This is a genomic window from Pseudomonas sp. PS01298 (genome assembly GCF_029959745.1).
In the GTDB taxonomy this organism is placed as follows: Bacteria; Pseudomonadota; Gammaproteobacteria; order Pseudomonadales; family Pseudomonadaceae; genus Aquipseudomonas; species Aquipseudomonas aylmerensis.
This window is the reverse complement of the sequence record NZ_JASCPP010000037.1, coordinates 1-24,905: the sequence shown is the minus strand read 5'-3', so window position 1 is coordinate 24,905 and position 24,905 is coordinate 1. Positions and strand designations below refer to the sequence as shown.

At 62.9% G+C, this 24,905-nt stretch carries 22 protein-coding genes; 8 read left to right on the top strand and 14 right to left on the bottom strand.

Annotation, left to right across the window (positions count from 1 at the left end):
* Positions 1-153 precede the first annotated feature (153 nt).
* Positions 154-1,569, top strand: a complete 1,416-nt coding sequence (locus QMX97_RS15105) for a cytosine permease (protein ID WP_282397165.1) — start codon at positions 154-156, stop codon at positions 1,567-1,569.
* 109 nt (positions 1,570-1,678) lie between these two features.
* On the opposite strand, the gene QMX97_RS15100 is transcribed toward QMX97_RS15105, so the two are convergent.
* The 9 genes from QMX97_RS15100 to QMX97_RS15060 all read right to left on the bottom strand — a co-directional run bounded on the left by QMX97_RS15100 (position 1,679) and on the right by QMX97_RS15060 (position 14,357).
* A complete protein-coding gene (locus QMX97_RS15100; protein WP_282397164.1) occupies positions 1,679-2,884 on the bottom strand; it encodes an EAL domain-containing response regulator in 1,206 nt (401 codons plus the stop codon).
* Between the two features lie 64 nt (positions 2,885-2,948).
* On the bottom strand, positions 2,949-3,632 hold the full coding sequence (locus tag QMX97_RS15095; protein ID WP_242485977.1) for an isochorismatase family protein: 684 nt from the start codon (positions 3,630-3,632) through the stop codon (positions 2,949-2,951).
* Positions 3,633-3,666: 34 nt separating this feature from the next.
* Positions 3,667-4,731: a fimbrial protein gene (locus QMX97_RS15090; protein WP_106803534.1), complete on the bottom strand. Its 1,065-nt coding sequence runs from the start codon at positions 4,729-4,731 to the stop codon at positions 3,667-3,669.
* Entirely contained in the window at positions 4,728-7,226 is a 2,499-nt protein-coding gene (locus tag QMX97_RS15085) for a fimbria/pilus outer membrane usher protein (protein ID WP_282397163.1), read from the bottom strand. Before QMX97_RS15085 ends, QMX97_RS15090 begins: the two co-directional genes overlap by 4 nt.
* 63 nt (positions 7,227-7,289) lie before the next feature.
* Positions 7,290-8,018: a molecular chaperone gene (locus QMX97_RS15080; RefSeq protein ID WP_348775369.1), complete on the bottom strand. Its 729-nt coding sequence runs from the start codon at positions 8,016-8,018 to the stop codon at positions 7,290-7,292.
* A gap of 75 nt (positions 8,019-8,093) precedes the next feature.
* Positions 8,094-8,642: a fimbrial protein gene (locus QMX97_RS15075; protein WP_201145044.1), complete on the bottom strand. Its 549-nt coding sequence runs from the start codon at positions 8,640-8,642 to the stop codon at positions 8,094-8,096.
* 174 nt (positions 8,643-8,816) lie between these two features.
* Positions 8,817-12,407 carry a transporter substrate-binding domain-containing protein gene (locus QMX97_RS15070; RefSeq protein WP_282397162.1) on the bottom strand — a complete coding sequence of 1,197 codons (3,591 nt, stop codon included), beginning with the start codon at positions 12,405-12,407 and terminating at the stop codon, positions 8,817-8,819.
* The gene (locus QMX97_RS15065; RefSeq protein WP_106803530.1) at positions 12,408-13,034 is read right to left on the bottom strand and encodes a response regulator transcription factor; all 627 of its coding nucleotides are present in this window, start codon (positions 13,032-13,034) and stop codon (positions 12,408-12,410) included. It lies immediately after the preceding gene.
* A 141-nt stretch (positions 13,035-13,175) separates the two neighbouring features.
* On the bottom strand, positions 13,176-14,357 hold the full coding sequence (locus QMX97_RS15060) for an EAL domain-containing response regulator (protein WP_240435228.1): 1,182 nt from the start codon (positions 14,355-14,357) through the stop codon (positions 13,176-13,178).
* A 636-nt stretch (positions 14,358-14,993) separates the two neighbouring features.
* Between QMX97_RS15060 and QMX97_RS15055 the strand changes: the two genes are divergently transcribed.
* The 3 genes from QMX97_RS15055 (at position 14,994) to QMX97_RS15045 (ending at position 16,345) form a co-directional block, all read left to right on the top strand.
* Positions 14,994-15,485, top strand: coding sequence for a GNAT family N-acetyltransferase (locus QMX97_RS15055; protein WP_282397161.1), 492 nt, complete (start codon positions 14,994-14,996; stop codon positions 15,483-15,485).
* Between the two features lie 70 nt (positions 15,486-15,555).
* Positions 15,556-15,942, top strand: a complete 387-nt coding sequence (locus tag QMX97_RS15050; RefSeq protein ID WP_282397160.1) for a hypothetical protein — start codon at positions 15,556-15,558, stop codon at positions 15,940-15,942.
* Positions 15,923-16,345, top strand: a complete 423-nt coding sequence (locus tag QMX97_RS15045; RefSeq protein WP_282397159.1) for a GNAT family N-acetyltransferase — start codon at positions 15,923-15,925, stop codon at positions 16,343-16,345. The genes QMX97_RS15050 and QMX97_RS15045 overlap by 20 nt, the downstream gene beginning before the upstream one ends.
* Here the strand turns inward: QMX97_RS15045 and QMX97_RS15040 are convergent.
* Both QMX97_RS15040 and QMX97_RS15035 read right to left on the bottom strand, forming a co-directional pair.
* On the bottom strand, positions 16,332-16,862 hold the full coding sequence (locus QMX97_RS15040; protein ID WP_282397158.1) for a GNAT family N-acetyltransferase: 531 nt from the start codon (positions 16,860-16,862) through the stop codon (positions 16,332-16,334). The genes QMX97_RS15045 and QMX97_RS15040 overlap by 14 nt on opposite strands.
* A gap of 57 nt (positions 16,863-16,919) precedes the next feature.
* Entirely contained in the window at positions 16,920-17,477 is a 558-nt protein-coding gene (locus tag QMX97_RS15035; protein ID WP_083221467.1) for a hypothetical protein, read from the bottom strand.
* A gap of 125 nt (positions 17,478-17,602) precedes the next feature.
* On the opposite strand from QMX97_RS15035, the gene QMX97_RS15030 reads away from it, so the two are divergent.
* Positions 17,603-18,280: a class I SAM-dependent methyltransferase gene (locus QMX97_RS15030; protein ID WP_282397157.1), complete on the top strand. Its 678-nt coding sequence runs from the start codon at positions 17,603-17,605 to the stop codon at positions 18,278-18,280.
* 5 nt (positions 18,281-18,285) lie between these two features.
* Here QMX97_RS15030 and QMX97_RS15025 read toward each other — a convergent pair whose 3' ends face one another.
* Together QMX97_RS15025 and dapF are read right to left on the bottom strand one after the other, a co-directional pair.
* Positions 18,286-19,488 (bottom strand): YgcG family protein, encoded by a 1,203-nt coding sequence (locus QMX97_RS15025; protein WP_282397156.1) that lies wholly within the window; start codon positions 19,486-19,488, stop codon positions 18,286-18,288.
* A gap of 45 nt (positions 19,489-19,533) precedes the next feature.
* Positions 19,534-20,343: a diaminopimelate epimerase gene (gene dapF / locus QMX97_RS15020; RefSeq protein ID WP_282397155.1), complete on the bottom strand. Its 810-nt coding sequence runs from the start codon at positions 20,341-20,343 to the stop codon at positions 19,534-19,536.
* Positions 20,344-20,460: 117 nt separating this feature from the next.
* Between dapF and QMX97_RS15015 the strand changes: the two genes are divergently transcribed.
* Positions 20,461-21,495, top strand: coding sequence for an alginate lyase family protein (locus tag QMX97_RS15015; protein ID WP_282397154.1), 1,035 nt, complete (start codon positions 20,461-20,463; stop codon positions 21,493-21,495).
* A gap of 195 nt (positions 21,496-21,690) precedes the next feature.
* Here QMX97_RS15015 and QMX97_RS15010 read toward each other — a convergent pair whose 3' ends face one another.
* A complete protein-coding gene (locus QMX97_RS15010; protein ID WP_282397153.1) occupies positions 21,691-23,292 on the bottom strand; it encodes a L,D-transpeptidase family protein in 1,602 nt (533 codons plus the stop codon).
* A 39-nt stretch (positions 23,293-23,331) separates the two neighbouring features.
* Between QMX97_RS15010 and QMX97_RS15005 the strand changes: the two genes are divergently transcribed.
* Positions 23,332-24,045 carry a murein L,D-transpeptidase catalytic domain family protein gene (locus tag QMX97_RS15005; protein WP_065907619.1) on the top strand — a complete coding sequence of 238 codons (714 nt, stop codon included), beginning with the start codon at positions 23,332-23,334 and terminating at the stop codon, positions 24,043-24,045.
* Between the two features lie 29 nt (positions 24,046-24,074).
* On the top strand, positions 24,075-24,821 hold the full coding sequence (locus QMX97_RS15000; protein ID WP_065907618.1) for a creatininase family protein: 747 nt from the start codon (positions 24,075-24,077) through the stop codon (positions 24,819-24,821).
* Positions 24,822-24,905: the final 84 nt, after the last annotated feature.

Below are 24,905 nucleotides of genomic sequence, written 5' to 3'. Positions count from 1 at the left end.
AAAGCGCGAGCGATATTTTTTAAGGTCTATAGCAACAAACTTACTAATTTACCTCCCTGCGCCCATTGCAGATGATCACTCCAACAACAAAGCGCCGCGCAGGCGGCGCACAGCGAAGTACGTCCACGTACTCACCTTGCCTTGGAGCTCGTCATGGTTACCACTGCAACATCCTCCGCCCCGCTTATCGAAAAACACACGATTGGATACGTGCCCCCGGAAGATCGCCACGGAAAGGTAAGAGACCTGTTCACCCTGTGGTTCGGCGGCAACATCGCGCCGTTGCCGATCGTCACCGGTGCGCTGGGTGTGCAACTGTTCCACCTCAACCTGATCTGGGGCATCGTCGCTATCCTCGTCGGCCACCTGGTCGGCGGCGTGCTGATGGCGCTGCACTCAGCCCAAGGCCCGCAAATGGGCATCCCGCAAATGATCCAGAGCCGCGCGCAGTTCGGCTCCCTCGGCGCGCTGCTGGTGGTGGTGATAGCCGGCGTTATGTACATCGGCTTCTTCGCCTCCAACATCGTGCTCGCGGGTAAATCCCTGCACGGCGTGGTCGATGCCGTGCCCGTGCCGGTGGGCATCGTGATCGGCGCCATTGGCTCCGGGATCATCGGCATCATCGGCTACCGCTTCATCCATGTGCTCAACCGCATCGGCACTTGGGTGCTCGGCGCCGGCATCGTGCTGGGCTTCGGCTACATCTTCACGCATGTGCAGACCACCGACTTCCTGACACGCGGCAGCTTCAACATTTCCGGCTGGCTGGCTACCGTGTCCCTCGCAGCGCTGTGGCAGATCGCCTTCGCGCCCTACGTGTCGGACTACTCGCGCTACTTGCCGGCCGACGTGCCGGTGGCCTCGACCTTCTGGACCACCTACCTCGGCTCCGCCCTGGGCTCCAGCCTGTCGTTCATCTTCGGCGCCGTCGCCGTCCTCGCCACCCCGGTGGGCATGGACACCATGGACGCGGTCAAACTCGCCACCGGCGTCATCGGCCCGCTGATGCTCGTGCTGTTCTTGCTCAGCGTGATCAGCCACAACGCCCTCAACCTCTACGGCGCCGTGCTGTCGATCATCACCCTGGTCCAGACCTTCGCCTACCGCTGGATCCCCACGGCCAAAAGCCGCGCGGTAATCTCCATCCTGGTGCTCGCCGCCTGCGCGATTGCCGCCGTGTTCGCCTCCAAGGACTTCATCGGCCACTTCGTCGACATGGTGCTGGTGCTGCTCGTGGTGCTGGTGCCGTGGACGGCGATCAACCTGATCGACTTCTACGCGATTCACAAAGGTCAATACGACATCGCCTCGATCTTCCGCGTCGATGGCGGGATTTACGGACGCTACAACCCCCAGGCGCTGCTGGCCTACGCGGTCGGGATCGCGGTGCAGATTCCGTTCATGAACACGCCGCTGTATGTAGGGCCGATTTCCGAGCACATCAACGGCGCGGATCTGTCCTGGGTGGTGGGGTTGGTGGTGACGTCGCCGTTGTATTTCTGGTTGGCGAGTCGCGACAGTGCCTATAAACGCCGTATGCATGGCGGGAAATTGGTGGAAGGGGTGTGAGCTGACGGCTTGAAGTGATTCGATTGTGATGTCTGGAACCCTCCATATCGTGGCATCGAGGCCAGGGTGTGGAGGGTTTTAGTCCCCGTAATGACCGCCACGGTGATGCTCACGACCGTCGATGAACTTCGAACGCCGCCGGCAACCAGCGCAGCAGATCCACATCACTCATCGGCCGCGCGAACAGGTAGCCCTGCCCTTGCGTACATCCCATCGTCAGCAGTGCCTCGCGCTGCGCCTCGGTTTCGATACCCTCCACCACCACCGACATACCCAGGGTTTCCCCCAGTGCCAGGGTGCTGCTCACGATCGCCTGGCAGCGCGGTTCATGGAGCAACGTGCGGATAAACTCACCGTCGAGCTTGATCTCGTTGAACGGCAGTTGGCACAGGCGCTGCAACGATGAGAAGCCGGCGCCGAAATCGTCGATGGACAACTTGCAGCCCATCATGCGCAGGCGCACCAGGGTTTCCAGGCTGGTCGCAGGGGCTTCCAGCAGGCCGCTTTCAGTCAGTTCAAAGGTCAGGCTGGCAGGTGCCGTACCGTGCAGGGAGAGGATGCCTTTGATAACGGCGATCAGGTTGCTGTTGGCCAACTGGCTGGTGTGCAGGTTGAACGACAGATCAAGCGGGAGCCCGCTATTTTTCGCCAGCCGCTGCAGGCTCAAGGCCTGGTTCATCTGCATGAACAGCAGCGTATCGAGCAAGTCGCAGCGTTCCAGCACCGGCATGAACACCGCCGGCGACAGGATGCCGCGCAGCGGGTGCACCCAGCGGGTCAATACCTCCACGCCGCAGACGTCATCGGTGTGCATGTCGACCTTGGGCTGATACCAGGCTTGCAGTTGCTGTTCGTTGAGCGCCCAGCGCACTTCTTCATCGCTGGCCACGCGTACCGGCGCGGCCTTGGGCAGCGCAGTGCCGGGGCCACTGGAGCGTTTTTTCAGCAGGTGCTCCAGGCTGTGTGCCTGCAACGGCTTGCCGACGTCACCGAGCATTTCAAGGCCCAGCAACGAAACGATCTGCTGCACAGTGCGGCGTACATCCGCCGACAATGAGCTGCTGATAATCACGGAGCCGACCAGACCCGAGTGCCCCACCTGCTGAAGAAACTCCAGGCCATCCATACCCTCCATGCACAAGTCGCACAGGGCAACATCCACCCTGCCCACCTGTTGCAGCACCGTCAGCGCCTGCACACCATCCGCGGCCTCATAGACCTCGTGACAGCCCAGTTGGCGCAGCATGCTCACCGCCACGGCACGTTGGAAAGGATGGTCCTCAAGTACCAGCACACGTATCGGAAGACTCGTCATTGCAGTCGGCTCATCTGAAAGGAATAAGGCCGCCCGGGTCATACGCCGGGCGGGTCGCAGCGATTCAGCGCACAGGCAGCTTGATGATCTGCGCGGTGGTCATCACGTCGCCGAAGGTGTCCTCGACTTCGGCCAGTGCCGCTTGATGCAAGGCGTCCTTGTCGACGCCCTGGCCATTGACACGGGTGATCGCGCGGGTGGCGGAGGCATCGGATGCGACAATCACGTTGAAGCCCAGAGGCGCGGCATCACGGGCGGCACCGGCGACACAGGCGTGGGTCATCAGGCCGCTGATGATCAGCGTGTTGATCCCGGCCTTGCTCAGTTGTGTGGCCAGGTCGGTGCTGGCGAACACGCTTACGGTGTTCTTCTGCACCACGTGATCCTGAGGGCGTGGCTGCATGGCCTTGTGGAACTTTACGGTCTCGCCATCAATGGCAAACACCGCAGCGCCGGCCGGCGACACGTGCTGCACGTGGTAGACCGGGATCTTGTGGCTGTCGGCATAGCTGATCAGCTCGCGGGCTTTCGCCAGGGCGCTGGCGCCGTCCGGGATCGGCATGCGTCCGGTGAAGTATTCGTTCTGGAAGTCGATCACGATCAACGCGGTCTTGGCAGCCGGCAATTGCTGGATTGGCTCGGCACCGGACATGGCGCGGATGGTCGGGTGATCGTTGGTCACGGTGGCACCGCTGGCAACCACGGTGGTACCACTGGCAACCACGGTGGACAGTACGCAAGCGGCCATGAAGCGACGGGTAAAACGTTGCATGGGATCGTTCCTATTTGTAGGTGATGGTGAAATTCGCGGTGGCGTTGGCAATACCGGGCTGCGGCCCGGAGGCGTCGCCGGCGGTCTGGATGTAGCGGGCACCGAACTGCAGGTTGGTGGTGCCGTCCTGGACTGGCATGATCGGTACATCGACGCCCAGCGGCAGCACGGTTCCGTCCTGCTTGAGCACCTGTACCGCCACGCCGCTGGCGGTGGCTTCGGAGTTGAGCCCCAGGATTCCCTGGCCGGCATCGACAATCACCGATCCCTTGGCGCCATCCAGGCGGATGTTGGCGGTGTTGCCCTGGAAGTAGTTCCAGGTCGGATTCCCCGCGTACGTCCCGGCAATGCAGTTATTCAGCGGGATATTGAAACTTTCGGTTGGCGTGACGCTGCCGGGACCGTTGAACACGCGCTTTTCCCAGTTGTTCAACGGAACGTCGATGATGCTGCCCACGCCTTCGGGCATGCTGCAGCCGGCCACGGTCACGCTGCCGGTCAGGCGACCGTCGATCCAGTCGAACGGCGTACCGTTGTTGTTGATCGTGACGGTGTACACCTGCAGGTTGCCGAAATCATTGACGCCTGCCGGGATCGGTCCGGTTTTGATCAGGATCAGGCTGTTATTGGTATTGGAGGCGAAACCACCGGTATTACAGCTGGCGTACGTCAGCGGGAAGTACCAGTTGCCGGAGGTCCGGCACAGAAAGCTGGGGCGGCTTTCGTTGACCACTCCTACCCCGATCCCCGGTATGTTCGTCGCGTACAGTTGGCTGCCTTGCACCGCGCCAATGGCCGCGGTGACCGCGGGTAACTTGGCACCGAGCATGTTGGCCTGGATCGAAAACGGTACCGTCGTCGTGCAGTTGATGATCGGGAAGCGGGTGTACTTGACCAGCCCGATGGTTGAGCCCACCGGCGCATCCTGAGGAATGTACACATCCCCGATGGGGTGCACGCTCTGGGTCGCGCTGGTTGCCCCACAGTCGGCCAACGCCATCTCTGAAAGGGCAAACGGTGCCACCGCCAGCGCGCTCAACAGCACGCGTTTTTTCCACTTGTTTATCGGTTTCATGGACGAACTCCTACGCACACAGCGTCCATCACCCGATAACCATCGGTGGCTGGCGTGCTGCTGATATCCAAATTGATTTCACACTGCTGCGCGGCCTTGCCACCCCACTTCATGGTGTAGGTGACGCCTTTGCCCGCCGACAGCAGCACCTGCCCTGCCTGGCCGACCACGCCGACACTGGCGCCCTGGTCGTCCTGCACGGTGGTGCCGAAAGGCAAGAGCGAGCCGTCCTGCAGGCGGACGTTGAGCAGTATTTTTTCCGAACGGCTGGCGGCGAATACCGCCTTGACCACCGCACCGCGACGCGGCACCACGTTGGTCACGCCTTCGGCGATGTCGACGCTGGTGTCCAGTTCGCTGGTGTCCACGGCCACGCGGTTCTTGCGATACGGCGTGACGTATGGCACCAGGGTATATCCGCGGTCGTTGGTCAGGGTGCCCGGGGCATTCAGCAGGCCGACCTTCGGCGTGTCCTTGACCTCCACCAGCGCCACGGTTTCACCCAGGGTCTGGCCGAACTCCACACCATCGCCATGGGCCAGCACCGAGCCCGCCGCGCTGACCGAGGTCTGCCGGTAGCCCGAGCCGACGCTCACACCGGCGCCCAACTGGGCAAACGGTGCGCGGTAGCCCAGCAGTGCCGAGCCGTTGTTGCCGGTGTTTTCCACGCGGTTGGCGTTGACGTTGTAGTTCAGGTTGCCATCGCGACCACTGAGGCCGGCCCGTTGATCCAGGCTGCCGTCATTGTTGCGGGTGACGCTGAACGTACCGGTACTGCGGGTTTGTCCCAGGGGCATGGACACAGTGAAGACCACCTGGTTGTTGGAGCCGAAGTCGTCTGTCAGGGTCTTGCTGGCGTACACGCCATAGGTCACGCCCTTGTACTGGGTGTTGAAACCCAGCTGCATCTGCTTGTCTTCCCGGGACGTGCCCCAGTAGTTCTGCTTGCTCAGGTTCAAGTACAGCGAGCCATAGTTGTCCAGGGCCTGGTTGACGCTGGTCTCGACCTTGCTGCGCTTGGAGAACTGGCTGTAGTCGTTGGGTTGCTGCAAATCCACGGCTTCGCTGAAGTCGCGATAGCCTTCGGTGGAATAGCGATAACCGGCGAAGCGCACCGAGGTGCCGCTTTCAAAGGCCTTGCCGTAGCGCAGGCCGATGCTCTGGCCTTTTTTGCTGTCGCCTTGGGTGGTGACGGCCTTGGGCACGTCGGTCTGCGCCTGGGTGACGTCAACCGAGACGGCGCCGATGCTGCCCAGGCTCTTGCCCACGCCAACCACACCGGCACGGTAAAAATCAGCCCCCAGAAAGCCGCCGTACAGGGTCAGGTCGAACGGCAAGCCGTAGGCCAGGGACGCCTGGGTAAACAGAGGCCGCTCACCGCCGTTGGCCGAGTTGTATTCGCCCACTGTCGCGCTGTAGCGCCAGGTGTTTTCCCGCAGCATGTTGGCCAGGGTTGCGTACGGCTGGGTGAAACGGCGCTCGCGACCATCGGCTTCGGTGATGATCACTTCCAGGTCGCCGCTGCCCGAGGCGGCGTTGAGGTCGTTGATTTCAAACGCACCCGGCGCCACGTAAGTGGTGTACAGCGAGTAGCCGTTCTGGCGCACTTCGACCTTGGCCTGGGTTTCGGCGATGCCACGGATCACCGGGGCGTAGCCCTGCATCGAGTCCGGCAACATGCCCATGTCCGAGGCCAGTTGCACACCGCGAAACGGCACGCTGTCGAACACATCGCCAGGGGTGAAGCTCTCGCCCATCGTCAGCGTGGCTTTCAGCGGCGTGATGTCCCGTTGCGCGTAGGTATTGCTGCGCTGCCATTGGCGGCCACCTTCATCGCCCTGGCGGAACGAGGAGCTGGAGCGAAAACGCCAGTCGCCGAGGTTGAAACCACCGGTGGCATACAGGTTGTACTGATTGCCGGTGCCCCGGGCGTCGCTGTTGGTCTGCGCGGCGGAAAACTGGTAGTTGAGCATCGCGGCATTGATGCCGCGGTCCCATTCCGACGGTGCCACGTAGCCGGCCGCATCCCGGCTCAAGGCGATCTGCGGCACGCTGATATCCAAAGCCAGGTAGTTGGCGTTGAAGGTCACCGAGGCGCCTTCGATCAGAGCAGCCAGGTCTATGCACGCGGGCAGTGTTTCGCCGGGCACCTTGAACGCATCCAGCTTAACCCCGAGCTCCTTGAGAAAGGCTTCGGACAGGCATACACGCACGTCACCACCCTGCTCATCCTTGATGAAGGTCATGTCACGCCGGTCGAAAAAGCTCTGGTTCAGGCGAATCAGCACCGGGTAGGTACCAGGACCGATGCTGCCGCTGTTGGCCACCGCATCCAGGTCGAGGTTGGGCCCGGCACCGGCGCCGCCAAACGACTGCATGAAGCCGGCATCGAACTTGGCAGGCTCACCGGCCACGGCCAATTCACCGGCACAGGCGGCCGCCACCGCTACCCATAAAGGCAAACGACTAAAGCTGAAGGAGTTATCGATTCGCATGGCAATACCCGGCCGCCGCGCCACAGCCGTGGCACGCGCAAACGTCTACAGGAAGAAAAGGAATCAGCGGTTCAGTGGCACGGTTTGCGGCTCGCTGTAGCCGCCGTAATCATTGATGGCCGAGAACACCACTTCGCCGGTAGTGCCTTTGAAGCCCGGCAGCGGATAACGCTGGCTGCTCAGCGGCGCGACCATCGTCGGCTCGTTGACCTCGACGCTCTGGCCGGCAGACTTGGCGGTGACGCCAATGAACGAAATATGGAACGGCGACGGGTTGTTGACCACCAGCACTGCCCTGCCCTGCTCCTGCGCGAGGGCCCAGGTCAGCTGCGACGGTGCTTCGATCGCATTGCCCTTGAGACCGGCCGGGCGATAGAACAATTTGACGCGGGTGCGCATGGCGATCTTCAGCGTATTGGCGTTGCCTTCGCTGGCCACCGGGATTTCCTGGGCGTTGAAATAGAACACCGATTCACGGTCGGTCGGCAGGTTGCCGGCGACTTTCTGGATGCGCACCATTTGCTCTTTGCGCGGGTCCAGGCGGAACAGCGGCGGCGTCGACACAAAGGGCGTGGCGGTGGTCATGTCATCGGCTTCGGTGTTGACCCAGGTCTGCACCATGTACGGCTGCGCCGTGGTGTTGCTGACGGTGATCGCCGCGTCGCGTTTGTTGCCGTCGAACACGATCCGTGTGCCGCCGAGCATCACACCGGCCTGGCTGGCCGTGCTGAGCAGTACAGCACTGAGCAACAGCGCCAGGGCCGATGCTTGCTTGAAGGGGGAAACGTTCATTTCGATCATCCTCTTGCCGTGAGCGAGGGGATGGCCGCCGCGCGCATCAGCGCTGCAGCGGCGCATCAACAGGGCTTACTGGTACTCGACGGTGAACGCAGCCTTGGCGTTGGCCGGGCCGGAGGTCGCAATGCCGGTAGCGATGTAGTTGGCGGTGAAGCGCAGCGGTTGGGTCAGGTCCAGGTAAGGAGCCGACTCCAGGCCCAGTTGCACGTCCTTGTCGGTGGCGTCCTTGATCTGTACTGCAACGTTGGTGGCGTGACCGGCGTCCGGAGTGATGCCGATCCACTGGCCGCTGGCGCCGGCGGTGCCGCTCAGGGACAGGAATTTGACCACGGCGCTCTTGCCGGTGACGCTGCAACCAGGGGCAGTGGTGTCGATGGTCAGGCTGAACGCGCCGCCACCGGCAACAGCGCCGACGGTAGCCAGGGAGGTGGCAGGTACGTCGCCCAGGCCTACATCGCCGGCACCGGCCGAACCGTTCAGGTCAGTCACGACCACCGGGCAAGTGTTGTCGGTTACGGAACCGACGAAGTTGATTTCACCGTCAGCAGCCATGGCAGCCTGGGAACCAGCGGCGAGGATGACAGCGGCAAACAGACCTTTGAGCGCAAACTTGTTCATAACGTAATCCAGATAATGAGGAAAGTTCGAAGCCCAGTGAGGGCTTCAATCAGGTTGCAGGGCCCGGTCCGCTTGGTCGGCGGGGCCGTTCAACGAGGCTCAGTATCGGAGTTGGGAGGGGTTGATTACGTATGAATGGTGCCGCGTTCTTGTAGGAAATTTCCTAGTGATGACTCAAGCCAGGTAGCGCTCCAATCGCTCTTCGAGCCGCTCCATCTGTTGATGCAGCGCATCCACGGCTTCGGTCAGCTGCGCCGAGTCCAGCCCATTGCAGGCGGCCTCCAGGTCTTCACAGCAGCGAATCAGCCGCTGGGCCTTGATAATCCGCGCGCCACCCTTGACCCGATGCGCGATGTCCGCCAGGCCTTGCAGGTCGTGACGGGTAAACAGCTGCATCAGGCGCGCCATGTCCTGCTCATTGCTGGCGGCCAGGTCGCCCAGCAGGCTTTTGATCGAGTCAATGTCGCCACCGGCCAGGTGTTCAACGCTGGTCAGGTCGATATCGTCATCCGCCGAAAACCCGGCGGCGTCCCCCTGCTCGGTTGCGAGGCCTGCCAGGCGTGCACTCAAGTCCTTGAGGCTGATGGGTTTGAACAGGCAGTCGTCCATACCGGCTGCCAGGCAGCGACCCTTCTCTTCCGGCTGCGCATTGGCGGTAAAGCCCAGGATCAGGCTGGGCGGCGAGCCACGGGCAGTCTCTTCGGCGCGGATCGCCCGGGCCAGTTCGTAGCCGTTCATCAGCGGCATATTGCAGTCAGTAATCACCACATCGAACTGGCCGTTGCGCCAGGCGCGCAACCCGTGGGCGCCATCCTCGGCATCCTCGACCCGGTGCCCCAGGTAGTTGAGTTGCTGGGTGAGTAACTGACGGTTGGCCGGGTAATCATCAATCACCAGGATGTTCAACGCGTGGTTCGTGAGGGCCGGTTCGTCCTCGACCGGAACAATATCGGTCAACGGCTCCAGGGTGGTCAGGTCCAGCCGCACGTCGATGCGCGTGCCTTGGCCCAAGGTGCTGTCGAGGGTCAGGCGCCCGCCCATCATTTCGCAGAGTGTGCGGCTGATGACCAGGCCCAGGCCGGAGCCGCTGCGGGCCGACTGGTCATTGTTGCCGGCTTGGGTAAAGGGGCTGAACAGGCGTTTCTGGTCCTCTTCGCCAATGCCCATGCCGGAGTCCTCCACCTGCAGCCTGACCCCCAGTTGCTCCTTGCTCATCTGCGTTCGAACACTCAGGCGCACGTGGCCCTGGGCGGTGAACTTGATGGCGTTGCTCAGCAGGTTGGACACGATCTGCTTGAAGCGCAGCGGGTCGATCAGCACATCACCATTGACGCCGGCATCGAGGTCCAACTGCAATTGCAGCTGTTTCTGCCGCGCCAGGCCTTCGAAAATGCGCACCACCGACTCCAGCAGCTCACGCAGGTTGGCGCGCTCCGGATTCAACGACAATCGCCCGGATTCGATGCGGGCAATGTCGAGGATGTCGCCGATCAGGTCCAGCAAGCCGCGCGCCGCGCCGGAAGCCACATCAATCGCAAAGCGATCCATCACGCCTTGGTCAGCCTTCTTCGTCGCCAGTTCGAGCATGCCGATCACCGCGTTCATCGGTGTGCGGATTTCATGGCTCATGTTTGCCAGGAAAGTGGTCTTGGCGCGGTTGGCGGCGTTAACGTCTTCCAGCAGCCGCTGGCGTTCGCTGATATCGATCCAGCCGGCGATCATGCCGCTGACGTCGCCGGTGCTGCTGCGGTACGGCAGCATCCAGTGATAGATAGTCAACACTCGGCCATCGGGCATGCTCAGGCTGCGATCCTGCAACTGTGCTTCGCCGCTGTCCATCACCCGCAGGTAGTCACGGTGATACGCGGCGGCTTCGTCCGGGTCGCCGAGCACACCGTCCAGGACGGTCTTGCCGATCACCTGCTCGCGCTCCACCGCGAACACTTCCAGGTAGCCACTGTTGCAGATCAGCAGCTTGCCCTCGCGATCACGCACGTAGATCGGGTGCGGGGTGCCGTTGATCAATACGCGCATGAATTCAACCTGGTCACTCAACGCTTGCTCGGCCTGTTTGCGCTTGCGCATCAACATCCGCAGGTAGGCGATCCAGCCCACGGCAATCACCAGCAACACGGCGGCAATCACAAAACCCTGGATGATTGCGCTGCGGTTGCGCAGCCAATAGCTGTCGCCCACCACCACTTCGCTGCGCCAGCGGTTGGTCAGCTCGTCCATTTCCTCCGGGGCGATGCTGAGCAGCGCCTTGTCCAGGATCGAGAACAGCTCCAGCGAGCCGCGGGCCGTGGCAAAGGCCATGCGCGAGTTGGTAACGCCCACGGTGCTGGTGATACGCAAGCGATCGCGATATTGCCGGGAAATCATGTAGCGGGCGGTGATCAGCGAATTGACCGCCGCATCGGCCTCGCCATTGGCGACTTTCTGCATGGCGTCGTGGGCGCTGTCGGCATCCACCAGGCGGATGTCCGGGTATTGCTCGGTGAGCATGTCGCGGCTGGAGTCACCGCTGATCACCGCCAGGCGCTTGCCGTGCATGTCGTCCAGAGTATTGGGGCTGCCTGCCGTGGTGCGACTGACCAGTACAAAGGGCGTGGCCAGGTACGGGCGGGTAAAGCGCAGGACTGCTTCGCGCTCCTCGCTGGGAGTGATGGTGATCAGCAGGTCTGCCTTGTTGCTGGTGATGGCGTCGATCATCTCGCGCACCGAACTCACCCGTTGGATATCGAACTTCAAGCCCGTGCGCAGGGCTACCTTGGCCAGGACATCGGCGCTGATGCCACGAAATTCACCCTCGTCGCTGTAGAACGACATCGGCAGGAAGTCTTCATCAATTGCTACCCGCAACCGCGGATTCCTGTCCAGCCAGCGCTGCTCACTGACGCTGAAATGCAACGGATGCTGACCGGGTATGCTCGCGCCGCCGGCGCTCCAGCGGCGCAGAATGGTCTGGCGCTCGGTGACCGGGATCGCCGCCAGTGACGCATTGATAATCCGCAGCAGGCGCGTGTTGTCGCGCTTGACCGAAAACGAAAAATTGCTGACTTCCATGCGCGAGAAGTCAGCCAACTGCACGTTGTTCAGGTAGTTGCGGTTGATCAGGTAGTTGGCACTGATCGCATCGCCCAGGTACACGTCGGCCTGCCCGAACGCCACGGCGCCGATGGCGCTGAGGGTGGAGGGGTAAAGCTGCAAGCTGGCCTTTGGGTAAAAGGCTTCGACAGCCTTGGGCGGCAGATAGTGATAGAGCATCGCCACGCGCTTGCCGGCCAGTTCCGGATCGAGGTTCTGGCTGTCGCCGACACGGCTGACCAGGGTCGGCTGGTCTTCGGCATAGGCCTCGGAGAGTTGAAGTTCCGGATCGGCTGCCTCGAAGCCGTTGGAGCTGCCGAGCATATCGACGTCGCCCGCCTTGAGCGCCGCCAGCACCTCATTGCGTGAGGCATACCGTTGCACCCGAACTTTCACGTGCAGCAATTGCTCCATCAACTGCGCGTAGTCAGCCGTGATGCCTTCGTAGTCATGACGGTTACTGGTGATGCTGAACGGCGAGTAGTCCGGCGCCGAAGAGCCGAGCACCAGCGTGCCCTTGCCGCGCAGCCAGCTCCAGTCGGCTTCGTCCAGGCCCACGCTGTAGTCGCTGACGTCGGAACGCCCGTGCAGCTTGAGCATTTGCGGCGCTGCCAGGGCATTGCCCAGGACGCCGAGCAACAGCAGGCCCAGCAAGCCATGTCGAAGAAGTGTATTCATTCAGATGAGGTTGTTGCGCTTGGCAAAGTCGGCCAGGTACACCACCGATTTGACGTTGAGCTTTTCGATAAGACGGGTCTTGTACGTGCTCACCGTCTTGTTGCTGATCAGCATGGCGTCACCGATTTCCTTATTGGTCAGCCCCTGGGACAGCTGTTGCAAGATGGTCAGTTCGCGGTCGGAGAGATTCTGGATCAACTCGTGATCCGTGGCCTCGAGGTCACTGCGACGTACCGAGCTGTTGGCCAGGTTGGGGAAAAAGGTGTAGCCGTCCATCACGGCCTTGATCGCCTTGGTCACCTCCTCCATGTCGTTGGTCTTGGAGATGAACCCGGCCGCACCGGCTTTCATGCAGCGCATGGAATAAAACAGCGCCGACTGCGAAGTGAACACGAGGATCTTGCTCTGCAGGCGCAGGGATGCCATGCGGTTGAGCACCTCAAGGCCGTCGAGCCTGGGCATGCCGATGTCGAGAATGATCAGGTCGGGAACATGCTCACGCGCCAATTGCACCGCATCTGCGCCGTTATCGGCTTCGGCCACGACTTCAAACTGAACTTGGCGCAGCAGCATTTTGACGGACGAGCGAATGAAGGGATGGTCATCCACAACCAAAGCGGTATACATGTAACCTCCTGTAAGGCGCGCCGGAAAGTTCCGGTGACAGAAGCACCCACGACGCAAAACAATGGATAAACGGCCAGCCGACGCGTTGCTCAAGTTACACGAACACGACTGAAGTGTAGGAAAATTCTGAAGTTTTGCCGCCTAAGCCACCGGCGAACTTATCGGCTGCACATCTTCGCGCGCCAGCCAATGCAGGAGGTCGTGGCCGGTCATTGGCCGGGCCAGGAAAAACCCCTGCCCGAGCTCGCAGCCAAGGCTGATCAGTGCATCACGAATCTGCCGGTTGCTCACGCCTTCGATCACCAGGCTCATGTCCAGCGAGCGGGCCAGGGCCAGGGTGCTACCGACCATGGCCTGGCTGCGCGGCTCGTTCAAGGTGTGAATAAAGTCGCCATCGAGCTTGATCTGGTTGAACGGCAATTGGCACAGCAACTTGAGTGATGAGAAGCCCACGCCGAAGTCGTCGATCGACAAGCCGCAGCCCATCAAGCGCAGGCGCAGCAGGTTTTCCTGGGTGGAAGACTGCAGATCCAGCAAGCCATTTTCAGCCAGCTCGAACACCAGCAACGAGGCGCACAGGCCGTGACGCTGCAGCGCGCCCTGAATATGCTCGATCAGGCCGTGGCGGGCCAGTTGCGAGGCATGCAGGTTGAACGACATTTCCAGCGCGGTGCCCTGGCGATGCAGCACGGCGAGCAATTTCAGCCCCTGCTCCAGCAGCTGTTTGAACATTTCATCGATCAGGTCATAGGCCAGCACCGCGGCGAGGAAGTCCTTGGGTAACAACAAGCCCCGGGCCGGGTGCTCCCAGCGCACCAATGCCTCGACGCCGGCGAGGCTGCCATCACTCATCATCCGTTTGGGCTGAAACCAGCCGCGAAACTCCCCCAGGGCCAGGCCCAGTTGTATTTCTTCTTCGCTGGGCAGCGGGGCCATGGCCGCAGACTTGGGGGCTGCTGGTGGTATCGCGCGATAGCGCTTGAGCAACCTGTCCAGCACTTGCGGCTGCAACGGCGTGCTCAAGATACCCAGCAGTTGCACACCCGACAAAAATTCCAGGTGGCCCAGCGCCCGACGCAGTTCAGGACGCAATTCGTTCGACAACCCCACCGCCTGCACCAGGCCAATCTGCCTGGCATAGCGCAGGAACTCCACCTGCTCGGAGCCCTTGTTGCCCAGGTCGCACAGCACGATATCCACGCCGCCGGTGCGCTGCATCAGCAACATCGCCTGTTCGCTGTTGCTGGCCTGCAACACCTCCCGCACCCCGAGCCGTCGCAACATATTGACCAGGGTGCTGCGCTGGGCACTGTGGTTTTCCATAACCAGAACACGTGGTGGGGCCATCGTCATCAACCGTTTTGCAGACTCGAGGGCGCTCATAGTGGCGAGCCTGGATAACCTTCAGCGAAGGAAGTCGCCTGCTAAAATGTAGGAAATTTCCCTATGCATGGATGACTCGAACTGTTCCTTCGGCATCAACCATGATGAAAACCAGCGTTATGGGTTTGAAAAGCGCGCTTGATGCTGTCTGTACCACCGCCATCGCGGCCTCGCTGGGGCTCGAGCGCTCCCACATTGAAATAAGGCCGACACCGCAAATCCCCTGTGGGAGCCGTCGAGCTTCAGCGAGGCTGCGAAAGCGGCCGCATGGGCGATCGAGAGGGTGGCCGACCCAATGCCATCGCCGGCAAGCCATATATTTTGAACATGGTCTCACCACAGATCTCATCGCCATCCCCGCGATCCCCTGTGGGAGCTGCCGAGCTTTAGCGAGGCTGCGAAAGCGGTGTGTCAGCCGAAGAAAATGCCAGCAATGCCGCCGCCTTCGCCACCTCGCCGGGCCTCGACAGTTGCTCCCACATTTTTGCTTGTGTGCTCGCCGCAGCCCCCGCCATGGCGATGGCTGGGGCACGCCGTTATCATGGGGTCTTTCGCTCAACCCTCCAGGAAACGCCCATGCCCGCCCTCACCTTCCGCAACGCCCTCCCCGCCGATGCTGCCCGTTGCTTCGAGATTGAAATCACCGCCTATGAAGGCGACGAGGCGGCGACTCTGGAGAAGATCGCCACGCGCATTGCGCAGTACCCGCAGGGCTTTTTGATTCTGGAAGCCGATGGCGAGGTGGTGGGCTTTATCAACTCGGGTTGCGCCCATGACGTGGTGATGTCGGACGAAGCGTTCAAGGAGTTGGTGGGCCATTCGGCCGAGGCACCGAATGTGGTGATCATGTCGGTGGTGGTCGACCCGGCGCATCAGGGCCAGGGCTATTCCAAGCGGCTGATGACCGAGTTTTCGCAGCGCATGCAGGCGCTGGGCAAGCAGACGATTCACTTGATGTGCAAGGAACAGCATGTGCCGTTGTACACCCGCATGGGCTACACCTACGTGCGCCCTTCGCCTTCGGATCACGGCGGCATGGCGTGGCATGAAATGGTGATGGCTTTTTAATAGCAACGCTTGGAACTTATGCTTTTGGCGACGTCCAACAAGGCACCACGAATTGACTCGGAGTGCCTTGATGTCCAGGTATCGGATTAGCCGCGTTACCGCTGTGTTGTTCGCCGCCACCTTGATCTCGACCGTGCCGTTGGCCTTCGGCGCCACGGCCCAGGACATTGAACACCTACGCAACGGTTCCTTCGCACAGTTTCAGCGCGAAGCCAGCCAACGGGCCGATGAGCAAGCGCGGCAGAACCGCGAGCAGATGCGTCAGTTTGCCGAGCAGAATCGCCAGCAGATGAAGGACATGGAAGCGCAAATGCACCGCGACCAACAGGCGCGTGAAGAGGCCGACAACAAAGCACGCCTGGCGGCCCGGGAGAAGCAATTGGAAGAGGAGGCAATGCAGGCTAAAGTGCCTGCCTCCTCGACTGAGATACCCGACGATGACGCCACCGCTCATTGAAATCAGCGACCACGCCAACCCCGACGCCGAGCGCCTCCTGGGCAACGGCCTCGCCGCCTTCAATACGGCCGCCACCGGCGGCAACGACCGCCGGCCGCTGAACGTGCTGATCAAGGATGCCAGCGGGCAAATCCTCGGTGGCATCACCGGCAAGACCACCCTGGGCACCGCTTTCCTCGACCTCTTCCACCTGCCCGAGGACCTGCGCGGCAGCGGCCTGGGCAGCCAGTTGCTGAACGCCTTCGAAGACGAAGCGCGGCGGCGCGGTTGTACGAATGCGGTGCTCTACACCCTCAGCTTCCAGGCACCGGGTTTCTACGAGCGGCATGGTTGGCTGCGCTTTGGTGAGATCCCCTGTGAACCGGCTGGCAGCTGCCGCGTATTTCTGTCTAAGCGGCTATAGCGTCCAGGGCTTTGCCGAACAAGCGGTTCTCATGGGTTTCGCCCTGGAACGTGTACGTCGGCGCGCCCAGCACGGCGTAGCCGCGCCGAGGATAGAACCCCAGCGCCCGCGCATTCCCCGCCCACACCGTCGCCCACAACAACGCAGCACCCGCCGATGCCGCGCGCTGCTCCGCCGCGTGCAGCAACTGATTGCCGATACCCCGCCCGGTGAATCGCTCCTGGATGTACAGGCGTTGCAGTTCGGCGACGTTGGCCGCGTCGATCAGCGCGTGGCCGGCCTCGAGTTGGATCTGGGCAAAGCCGACCAAGTGGTTATTCACCTCGGCCACGATCAATACCGTGCCCGGTTCGGCGATCAGTTGGGCGATGGATTCCGGTGCAAAGGCGTGCAGCGCTTCCTTGGCGATGGCGCTGCGGATGCCTTCGGTGGCGTAGGTGTCGAGGAACACCTGCATGCCCAGCACGCCGATGCACAGGGCGTCCTGGGGGATCGCGTCGCGAATCAGGCTGGTCATGGCAGGCGGGCCTTCGGCACGTGATGGCCGGCCGTTTGCGCACTCAGGCCGTGGGCATCAATCATTGGAGATCAACGTGCCGGTGCCGGCGCTGGGATAGATGATCTCCTGGGAGTCAAGGTCCTTGATGCTCGAATAGGTGCGGTATTGAGTGCTGTAGTTCGGCCCCACACCGCGGGTGCTGGCGGTCAGGCGGTAGCTGACCAGGTAGCGTCTGCCGGCCTTGAACTCCACGTCGTCCGCGCCTTCGTTGCAGAACGCACCGCCGGTGCCGAGGGCGTTCATCGACACGTTGCACCAGCGCAGCGAGTGTTTGCCTGGGCTGAGCTTGAGGGCCTGTTCGCCGCTCACGTTGAGAATCGACTGGCGACCCGCCCCCGGCAACGTTACGCCGTCGACTTCCACCGCAAGTGCCAGGCGGTGAAACGGCACGCCCAGTTCGCGTTCGCGCCAGGTGTCGAAGTACACCAGCACCGCGTCCGGCGCGTTATTGGAAAGGTCGACAGGGTGGAGTTTTTCCGGCGCCCAGTCGCCCTGGTAGTTCTTGTAGTGATAGTCGGAGCAGGCGCCGAGTAGTGGCAGGGTCAAGATGGCAGCGAGTTTCAGCAGTTTCATCGGGGGGAACGGTCCTTGTGGTCGATGAGATCCTATCGACATCATCGTGGATTTCTTGAACCGATTGCCACTGCCGATTTGCCACAGTAGGGTTTAGCCCTCGCCAATCCCGCAGGAGCCCTGCCATGAGCTTTTTTTCCGACCCCGACGCCGTCGCCCGTTACGCCGAAGGCCCTGTGCGCCTGGTGCCGGGCTTCGATGGCCTGCAGCGCATGACCACCCTGCTGCTGCGCGAAAGCGTGCCGGCCACCGGCACGGTTCTGGTACTCGGCGCAGGTGGCGGCCTGGAGCTGAAGCGCTTTGCCGATGCCGAGCCGGGTTGGCGCTTTGTGGGGGTGGACCCGGCGGCCGAGATGTTGAAACTGGCGCAGGCGACATTGGGCCCGCTGAATGAGCGCGTCGACTTGCACGAGGGTTACATCGACACGGCGCCGCTGGGGCCGTTCGATGGGGCCACGTGCTTGCTGACCTTGCACTTCATCCCGCAGGAGCAGCGCCTGCAAACCCTCAAGGCATTGTGGCAGCGCTTGCTGCCAGGGGCACCGTTGATTGTGGCGCACCACAGCTTCCCGCAGGCCGCGCAGGACAAGGCCCGTTGGTTGCAGCGCTATGCGGCGTTCGCGGTGGATTCGGGGGTGCCGGCGGCGGACGCCGAGCGGGCGATTACCGCGATCAGCGCGCAGCTGCCGGTACTATCGCCCGAGACGGATGAAGCCTTGATGCGCGAGGCCGGGTTTGAAGGGGTGGAGCTGTTTTATGCCGGCTTCAGCTTCAAGGGCTGGGTCGGCTACAAGCCGCGCTAGCGGCTTTACCAGCTCCCTGAAGCCCCGCCGCCGCCGCTGGAGCCGCCGCCACCGGACGAGCTGCTGCTGGAGCTGGAACCGCTGGAGCTTGATCCGGATGAACTGCCGCCCGAACCGGAACCCGAGCCGGCGGCGGTCTTGCCAAAGATGAACAGCGCCACGAACGAAGCAATCGGAAACGCCACCAGCCAGCCGTCACGACCGGCGTCGGCGATCAACCCGGCGGCCACGTACACCGCGATCGCCGCCAGCAGCCGCACGGCAAACCCCATGGGGCTGGTCTTCCAGGCGTCTCTCATGACCACCCACAGCGCCAGGTACGCCCCCAGCACGGCCAGCGCGCCCAGTGGCAAGGCCAGCCAATGGACAAAGCTGACCGCCACGAAACGGTCCGCCACCAGCAAGGCCGCGATGTAGGCCAGCAACCCGATCACGCAGTAAAACACCGTGCGCGCCAGCCACAAGGCGCCGAAGGTCGCGCCGCCGATCAGGATCGTCAACGGCAAGAGCAGCAGGTACATCGGCCAATCCCGCCCACCGGCCAGTGCCGCCAGCGCCACCGTGACCCCGACGGTGAGCATCAAGGCCTGGCGCCAAGGCAGCTTGCCGGCGGCCATCAGCACGCCGCCGATGCCGCCGACGATAAACGCCAGCAACACCGCCACCGCCTGGGGATTGATGCCGGGGCCGGCGACCTTGGGCAAGTCGCCGCCGTCCACCAGCACCACCAGGTCGTTCACGCCCAGTGCCACGCCGCCGGCGAAGTCGCCCTGGCGAAATGCCGGGGTGATGTGTTCTTCGATGATGCGGTGGGCGAGCAAGTCGGTGACGGTGCCCTCAAGGCCGTAGCCGACCTCGATGCGCACCTTGCGGTCCTCCTTGGCCACCACCAGCAGGATGCCGTCGTTGACGTCCTTACGCCCGAGTTTCCAGGCGCGAAACAGTTGGTTGGCATAATCCTCGATGCTGCTGCCGCCCGTGGTGGGCACCAGCACCACGGCCACCTGCGCGCCTTTGCGTTGTTCAAGGGCGGCAAGTTGCTCCATCAGGCGGGTGGTGGTGCCAGGGTCGAGGGTGTTGGTGAGGTCGATGACCCGTTGGTCGAGGGCCACGCCGATCGGCGAAGTGTCGGCCTGGGCGCTGATGAAGAGGCTGCAGGCCATCAACACCAGCAGACTCAAGACGGATTGCTGCAACCACCGCATCATGATTGTTACCTGAAGTTTCTTCCTGAAGGCGCCGACTTTACCTGATCAACACTCGAACGCGTAGGCGCTGCCCTGCATCACCGGCGCCACACTGCCGGTCAGCACGACACCGCCCTGCCCGTCCCAGTGCACCGTGACCGTACCGCCATCGCACTGCACCTGCACGGTGGCGTCGAGCAGCCCACGCCGGATGCCATTGACCACCGCCCCGCAGCAGCACGAGCCGGACCCCAGCGGCACGCCGCCACCGCGCTCCCAGATGCGCAGGCGGATATGCCCGCGATCGAGCACCTGCACAAAATGCACATTGGTCTTGGCCGGGAACAACGGATGGATTTCCAGCGCCGGCCCCAGCGCCGCGACGTCGACAGCGGCGATGTCCTGCACAAAAAACGTGCAATGCGGGTTACCCATGCTGCACGCCGCAGGACGTCCCTCGATGGGCAACGTGCGCGTATCCATGGCCTCGGCAAGCGGCACCGCGGCCCAGTCCAGCGATGGCGCGCCCATGTCCACCGACACTCGCCGCCCCGCCTCGCGCACGCACGTCAGCAGGCCGCGATCGGTGCGCAGCACCACCGAATCGGCGCCGGTTTCATGCATCAGCCGATCAGCCACGCCACGGGTGGCGCTGCCGCACGTGGCCAAAGGCGTGCCGTTGGGGTTCCAGAACTTGATGCGTGCGGCGGCGTCTTCGCAATCGAGCACCACCGCCAGCTGGTTGAAGCCGATGCCGGTGTGACGGTTGCCGAGGCGGCGGGCGACTTCGGGGGTGATCGGGTCATCGAGGCCACGGCGGTCGATGATGATGAAGTCGTCGCCATGGGCGTGCATCTTCACAAAGGGCAAGGTCATGGCGCGTCCTGGGATCGACCGGTGGGGTGCGCCAGCATACTGAGTTGACGGGAGTTTCATCAAACGCTCGCAGGCTGCGTGCTAGCGTGACGGGGTTCGCGTCCGGCAGAGCCTTTCATGAAAAAAACCATCTTGACCCTGGCTGCCATGCTGGCGGCGTTTACCCATGCGGCCTCGGCGGCAAGCCTTTGCCAACCCGTCGCGACAAATCCTGCGTCCCCCGCGCTGCTGGCGGCGGCCCAACGTCACTTGGGTGACCTGCCCCAGACCCTGGCGCATGTGCACACCGAAGGCACCCTGCCGCACCACGGCATTCGCGAGCAGAGCATCGCGGCCGAGCAGGATTGGCCGGTGATGCGCCAGGCGGCACTGGCCTGGCGCTTGAGCGGCGACGCGCGTTACCTCAAGCAGGTCGATGCCTACCTCGCCGCGTGGGCCGGGGTGTACCAACCGGACTTCAACCCCATCGACGAGACCAACCTCGACATGCTGATCAGCGCCTACGCGCTGACCGCCGACCATCTGAACCCGGTTACCCGCGAGGCCAGTCGCCGCTTGATCAGCCAACTGGGCAACGGCTACATCGCGCGTATCGAACAGTTTCACCCGCCGAAAAAAGGCACGCAGACCAATAACTGGCAGAGCCACCGCGTCAAGTTGGTCAGCGTGGCGGCGGCCGCCTTGGGGGACCGGGTGATGCTGGAGCAGGCCTTTCACCTGTTCCAGCAGCAGGTCGCCGACAATATCCTGCCCGACGGCTCTGTGACCGACTTCCAGGACCGCGACGCCCTGCATTACGTAGTCTACGACCTTGAGCCGCTGGTGCAGGCCGCGCTGGCAGCCAAGCCCTACGGGGTGGGCGGCAACTGGCTGACCACCACCGCCAATGGCGCGTCCCTGGGTGCCGCCCTCGATTGGCTGGTGCCGTATGCCACGGGTGAGCGCAGCCATCAGGAGTTCGTACACACCCATGTTCAATTCGACAAGGACCGCGCCGGCGTTGGCGAGGCTGGCTACAGCGGCGCCTGGCAGCCCAGGAGCAGCGCAAGCCTGTTTTGGCTGGCTGCGCAACTGGACTCGCGCTACCGACCCGTGGCAATGCAGCTCTCGGCAAAGCCGGCAGACTGGATCAGCGCCTGCTATTTGAGATAGGGCATCTGGGCGTGTGGCCGTCGGGGCGGGAGCAGTTGCAGGGATGCACGGTAGTCGGCATCAGCCATCAGGCGGGATTGGATGTTGGGGGTGTGATGGGGCTGCTGCGCAGCCCAACGCGGGGCAAGCCCGCTCGCCACAGGGGGCGAGGCAAGGAGCCCAGGGGACAGGGGGCGGGGCCAGGGTTGGGGTGGGTTAGAGGACGCTGCCCATCGCCTTCATCAATACCGGGTCACGCGCGTAGATGTCCGGCGCGTAGACCAGGTCGCCCTGGCCGTCGACCTGCACGGTCCAGTAGCCCAACAACACCGGTACCGGCGTGGCCAGGCGGAATTCGTGGGTCAGGCCGGTAGCCAGCAGTTCGTCGGTGCGCGCGCGTTCGGCCGGGCTCACCAGCAGGTCGCGCAACAGCAACGGCTGCTCGACCCTCACGCACCCCGAACTGAACGCCCGTGGCCCTTTGGTAAACAGCGGCTGGCTCGGGGTGTCATGCAGGTACACCGAGTAGGGATTGGGGAAGCGCATCACGATCTTGCCCAGCGGGTTGCGCGGGCCGGCTTCCTGGCGCAGGAGGATATTGCCGGGGCGCGCCCAGTCGACCTGGTCGGGCGCCAACGGGTGGCCTTGGGCGTCGAGCACCTGCAGGTTCTGCTGGCGCAGGTATTCGGGGTTGAGGCGGATCGCTGGCAACTTGTCCTCGCGCATGATGGTCGGCGGGATGGTCCAGGTGGGGTTGAGGGTCAGGCGGGTAATGCGTGACTTGAGCAGCGGCGTCTGGCGTTCGGCGCGGCCCACTTGCAGGCGGGTTTGCCACACCGGGATGCCGCTCTGGTACACGCTCAGTTGCGCGGCCGCCACGTTGACGAGCACGCCTTCGGGTTCCAGGTCCTGGGCCAGCCAGCGGAAACGCTCGAGGTTGATGCGCAGTTGTTCGCGGCGCACGGCCGGGCTGACGTTGAGTTCGGCCACGGTGCCGGTGCCGATCACGCCGTCGGCCTGCAGCGAGTGGCTGAGCTGGAAGGCCTTGACCGCCTTGACCAACTCGTCGCGATATTGCCTGCTGCTGCCGGTCGGTGCCTTGGCCAGATAGCCGCCGCTGTACAGGCGCCGCGCGAGTTCGGGCACGCGCGGGTCTTCCATGCCCGGGCGCAGCAGCGGGCCGGTGGCGACCGGGTCCCAATGCGGCAACGGTCGTTGGCGCACGGCGGAATAGGCGTTGCGCAAGCTGCGATAAAGATCGGCGCTGGGGCGCGCCTGGTCGAAGGCCTGGGCCATGTCCTGCAGGCCGGCGGCGGCAAAGGCCAGCACTTCGGTATCCGGGTCATGGGCCGGCGGCTGCGAGTGCCACAGGGGCTCGAAGCGCGACTGCTGCAGACGCCCGTAATGCAGATCCTGCAGGGCTTGCAGGTACTGCCGGCTGCTGTCGATATCGCTGCACAGCACGTTAGCCGTGGCGTCCGCCGCAGGCAGGCTATAGTGGGTGGGGTCCAGGCCGTCGTCGGCGAGCATCAGCAACTGAGCGTGCAACGCTTGCCGGCGCTCATCGGCGGTCCACACAGGTATATCGCCCTGCTGCTGGTAGAAGGCTTGCAGACGGGCTTGCACGGCGGCATCGATCTGCGGCGCCAGGCTGGGACAAACACTGGCCAGTTGCGCCAAGGCCTGCTGCACCGGCGCCGTGGCGACCAACGTTGGCGGCGCGACGGGTAACGCGGCGTCCGGCAGCGCATCGGCTGTCGCGACCAATGGTGCAACGAGCAGGCAAATGCTCAAGTAACATGCGTGTTTTTTGAACAATGGCTTTGCTCCAATCCACAGTGGGGGGATGTACTGTAGATGCTGACTTTTTTCTGCCGCCTCGGTTTGATAGCCGTAAGCCTGGCCGCGTTGAGCAATACTGCGCTCGCCGCCAATGGCAACCCTCCTTCCTTGTATAGCAGCCTGGCGCGCTCGGCTCCAGAACTCAATCCCACTGTGCTCAAAAGCGCCCTGAGCGCGGTGCAATGCGCGGTCAACAACGGCGAGGAACGCTCAGAGCGCCTGGCCGTCATTGACTATTCGCAGCCATCGACCGCTCGTCGGCTGTGGATCTTCGATTTGCGCAAAAAGACCCTGGTACTGCGCGACCTGGTGGCCCACGGTGCCAAGTCCGGGGAAAACTTCGCCACCCAGTTTTCCAACCAGGAAGGCAGCCACCAATCCAGCCTGGGCCTGTTTCGAACCCAGGAAAGCTACCTCGGCGCCCACGGCTACTCGCTGCGCATGGACGGCCTGGAGCCGGGCTTCAACGACCAGGCCCGCGACCGCGCCCTGGTAATTCATGCCGCCGACTACGTCAGCCCCTTGTGGAGCAAGCGCGAAGGCCGTATCGGCCGCAGCCAGGGTTGCCCGGCCGTGCGCCCGCAGGTGGCACGCCAGGTGGTGGATAAGCTCAAGGATGGGCAGTTCATGTTTTCGTGGTACCCCGACCAGCGCTGGCTGAAGTCCTCGACGTACCTCAATTGCAAACCCCAACAGGTGGCGAGTAGTCGTACAATCCGTGGCGGATAGCCTGTCCCACAGATAAAAGAGAGCATCGCATGCTGCTACACAAATCCACCTGGATCGAGATCGGACAGTTTCTGGAACGCAGCCGCACGGTGGTGATCCCCATCGGCTCCAACGAACAGCATGGCCCAACCGGCCTGCTCGGTACCGACTGGATGTGTCCGGAAATCATCGCCCATGAGGCGCAGAAAAACGCCGACATCCTGATTGGCCCCACTTTCAATATCGGCATGGCCCAGCATCACCTGGGTTTCCCCGGCACCATTTCGCTGCGCCCTTCCACCTTCATTGCCGCGATTGGCGACTGGGTGCGCTCGCTGGCGGGGCATGGTTTCGAAAAGATCCTGTTCCTCAACGGCCATGGCGGCAATATCGCCACGATTGAAGCGGCGTTTTCCGAGCTGTACGCCGAGGCGAGCTTCGGCCGTCGCCCCGCCGGGTTTGCGCTGAAGCTGGTGAACTGGTGGGATCTGGAAGGCGTCAACGAGTTGGCTCACCGCCAATTCCCGGTGGGCCATGGCAGCCATGCCACGCCGTCGGAGATTGCCGTGACGCAATGGGCGTACCCGGAATCGATCAAGTCCGCCGACTACTCGCCGCAAATCGCCAACACCGGGCCGATCCGCGAAGCCCTCGACTTTCGCGCACGCTTCCCCGACGGACGCATGGGCTCCGACCCCGCGCTGGCGACCGTGGAAAAAGGCGGTGAACTGGTGGCATTGGCGGCGCAAGGGTTGGTCAAGACAGTCAACACCTTCAGCAACGAAGCCAAGCCCTAGGTCCTGCACCGACTAAAAATGTGGGAGCGGGCTTGCTCGCGAAGGCGGAGTGTCAGTCACCGAAACTATTGACTGAACCACCGC

What these genes read in the sequence shown, in the direction of transcription:
- QMX97_RS15075 (WP_201145044.1), bottom strand. Translation starts at nt 8,642, where the DNA reads ATGAACAAGTTTGCGCTCAAAGGTCTGTTTGCCGCTGTCATCCTCGCC.
- QMX97_RS15050 (WP_282397160.1), top strand. Translation starts at nt 15,556, where the DNA reads ATGTCCAGGTATCGGATTAGCCGCGTTACCGCTGTGTTGTTCGCCGCC.
- QMX97_RS15060 (WP_240435228.1), bottom strand. Translation starts at nt 14,357, where the DNA reads ATGGAAAACCACAGTGCCCAGCGCAGCACCCTGGTCAATATGTTGCGA.
- QMX97_RS15055 (WP_282397161.1), top strand. Translation starts at nt 14,994, where the DNA reads ATGCCCGCCCTCACCTTCCGCAACGCCCTCCCCGCCGATGCTGCCCGT.
- dapF (WP_282397155.1), bottom strand. Translation starts at nt 20,343, where the DNA reads ATGACCTTGCCCTTTGTGAAGATGCACGCCCATGGCGACGACTTCATC.
- QMX97_RS15100 (WP_282397164.1), bottom strand. Translation starts at nt 2,884, where the DNA reads ATGACGAGTCTTCCGATACGTGTGCTGGTACTTGAGGACCATCCTTTC.
- QMX97_RS15090 (WP_106803534.1), bottom strand. Translation starts at nt 4,731, where the DNA reads ATGAAACCGATAAACAAGTGGAAAAAACGCGTGCTGTTGAGCGCGCTG.
- QMX97_RS15095 (WP_242485977.1), bottom strand. Translation starts at nt 3,632, where the DNA reads ATGGCCGCTTGCGTACTGTCCACCGTGGTTGCCAGTGGTACCACCGTG.
- QMX97_RS15080 (WP_348775369.1), bottom strand. Translation starts at nt 8,018, where the DNA reads ATGAACGTTTCCCCCTTCAAGCAAGCATCGGCCCTGGCGCTGTTGCTC.
- QMX97_RS15035 (WP_083221467.1), bottom strand. Translation starts at nt 17,477, where the DNA reads ATGAAACTGCTGAAACTCGCTGCCATCTTGACCCTGCCACTACTCGGC.
- QMX97_RS15040 (WP_282397158.1), bottom strand. Translation starts at nt 16,862, where the DNA reads ATGACCAGCCTGATTCGCGACGCGATCCCCCAGGACGCCCTGTGCATC.
- QMX97_RS15030 (WP_282397157.1), top strand. Translation starts at nt 17,603, where the DNA reads ATGAGCTTTTTTTCCGACCCCGACGCCGTCGCCCGTTACGCCGAAGGC.
- QMX97_RS15000 (WP_065907618.1), top strand. Translation starts at nt 24,075, where the DNA reads ATGCTGCTACACAAATCCACCTGGATCGAGATCGGACAGTTTCTGGAA.
- QMX97_RS15045 (WP_282397159.1), top strand. Translation starts at nt 15,923, where the DNA reads ATGACGCCACCGCTCATTGAAATCAGCGACCACGCCAACCCCGACGCC.
- QMX97_RS15025 (WP_282397156.1), bottom strand. Translation starts at nt 19,488, where the DNA reads ATGATGCGGTGGTTGCAGCAATCCGTCTTGAGTCTGCTGGTGTTGATG.
- QMX97_RS15105 (WP_282397165.1), top strand. Translation starts at nt 154, where the DNA reads ATGGTTACCACTGCAACATCCTCCGCCCCGCTTATCGAAAAACACACG.
- QMX97_RS15070 (WP_282397162.1), bottom strand. Translation starts at nt 12,407, where the DNA reads ATGAATACACTTCTTCGACATGGCTTGCTGGGCCTGCTGTTGCTCGGC.
- QMX97_RS15085 (WP_282397163.1), bottom strand. Translation starts at nt 7,226, where the DNA reads ATGCGAATCGATAACTCCTTCAGCTTTAGTCGTTTGCCTTTATGGGTA.
- QMX97_RS15065 (WP_106803530.1), bottom strand. Translation starts at nt 13,034, where the DNA reads ATGTATACCGCTTTGGTTGTGGATGACCATCCCTTCATTCGCTCGTCC.
- QMX97_RS15015 (WP_282397154.1), top strand. Translation starts at nt 20,461, where the DNA reads ATGAAAAAAACCATCTTGACCCTGGCTGCCATGCTGGCGGCGTTTACC.
- QMX97_RS15005 (WP_065907619.1), top strand. Translation starts at nt 23,332, where the DNA reads ATGCTGACTTTTTTCTGCCGCCTCGGTTTGATAGCCGTAAGCCTGGCC.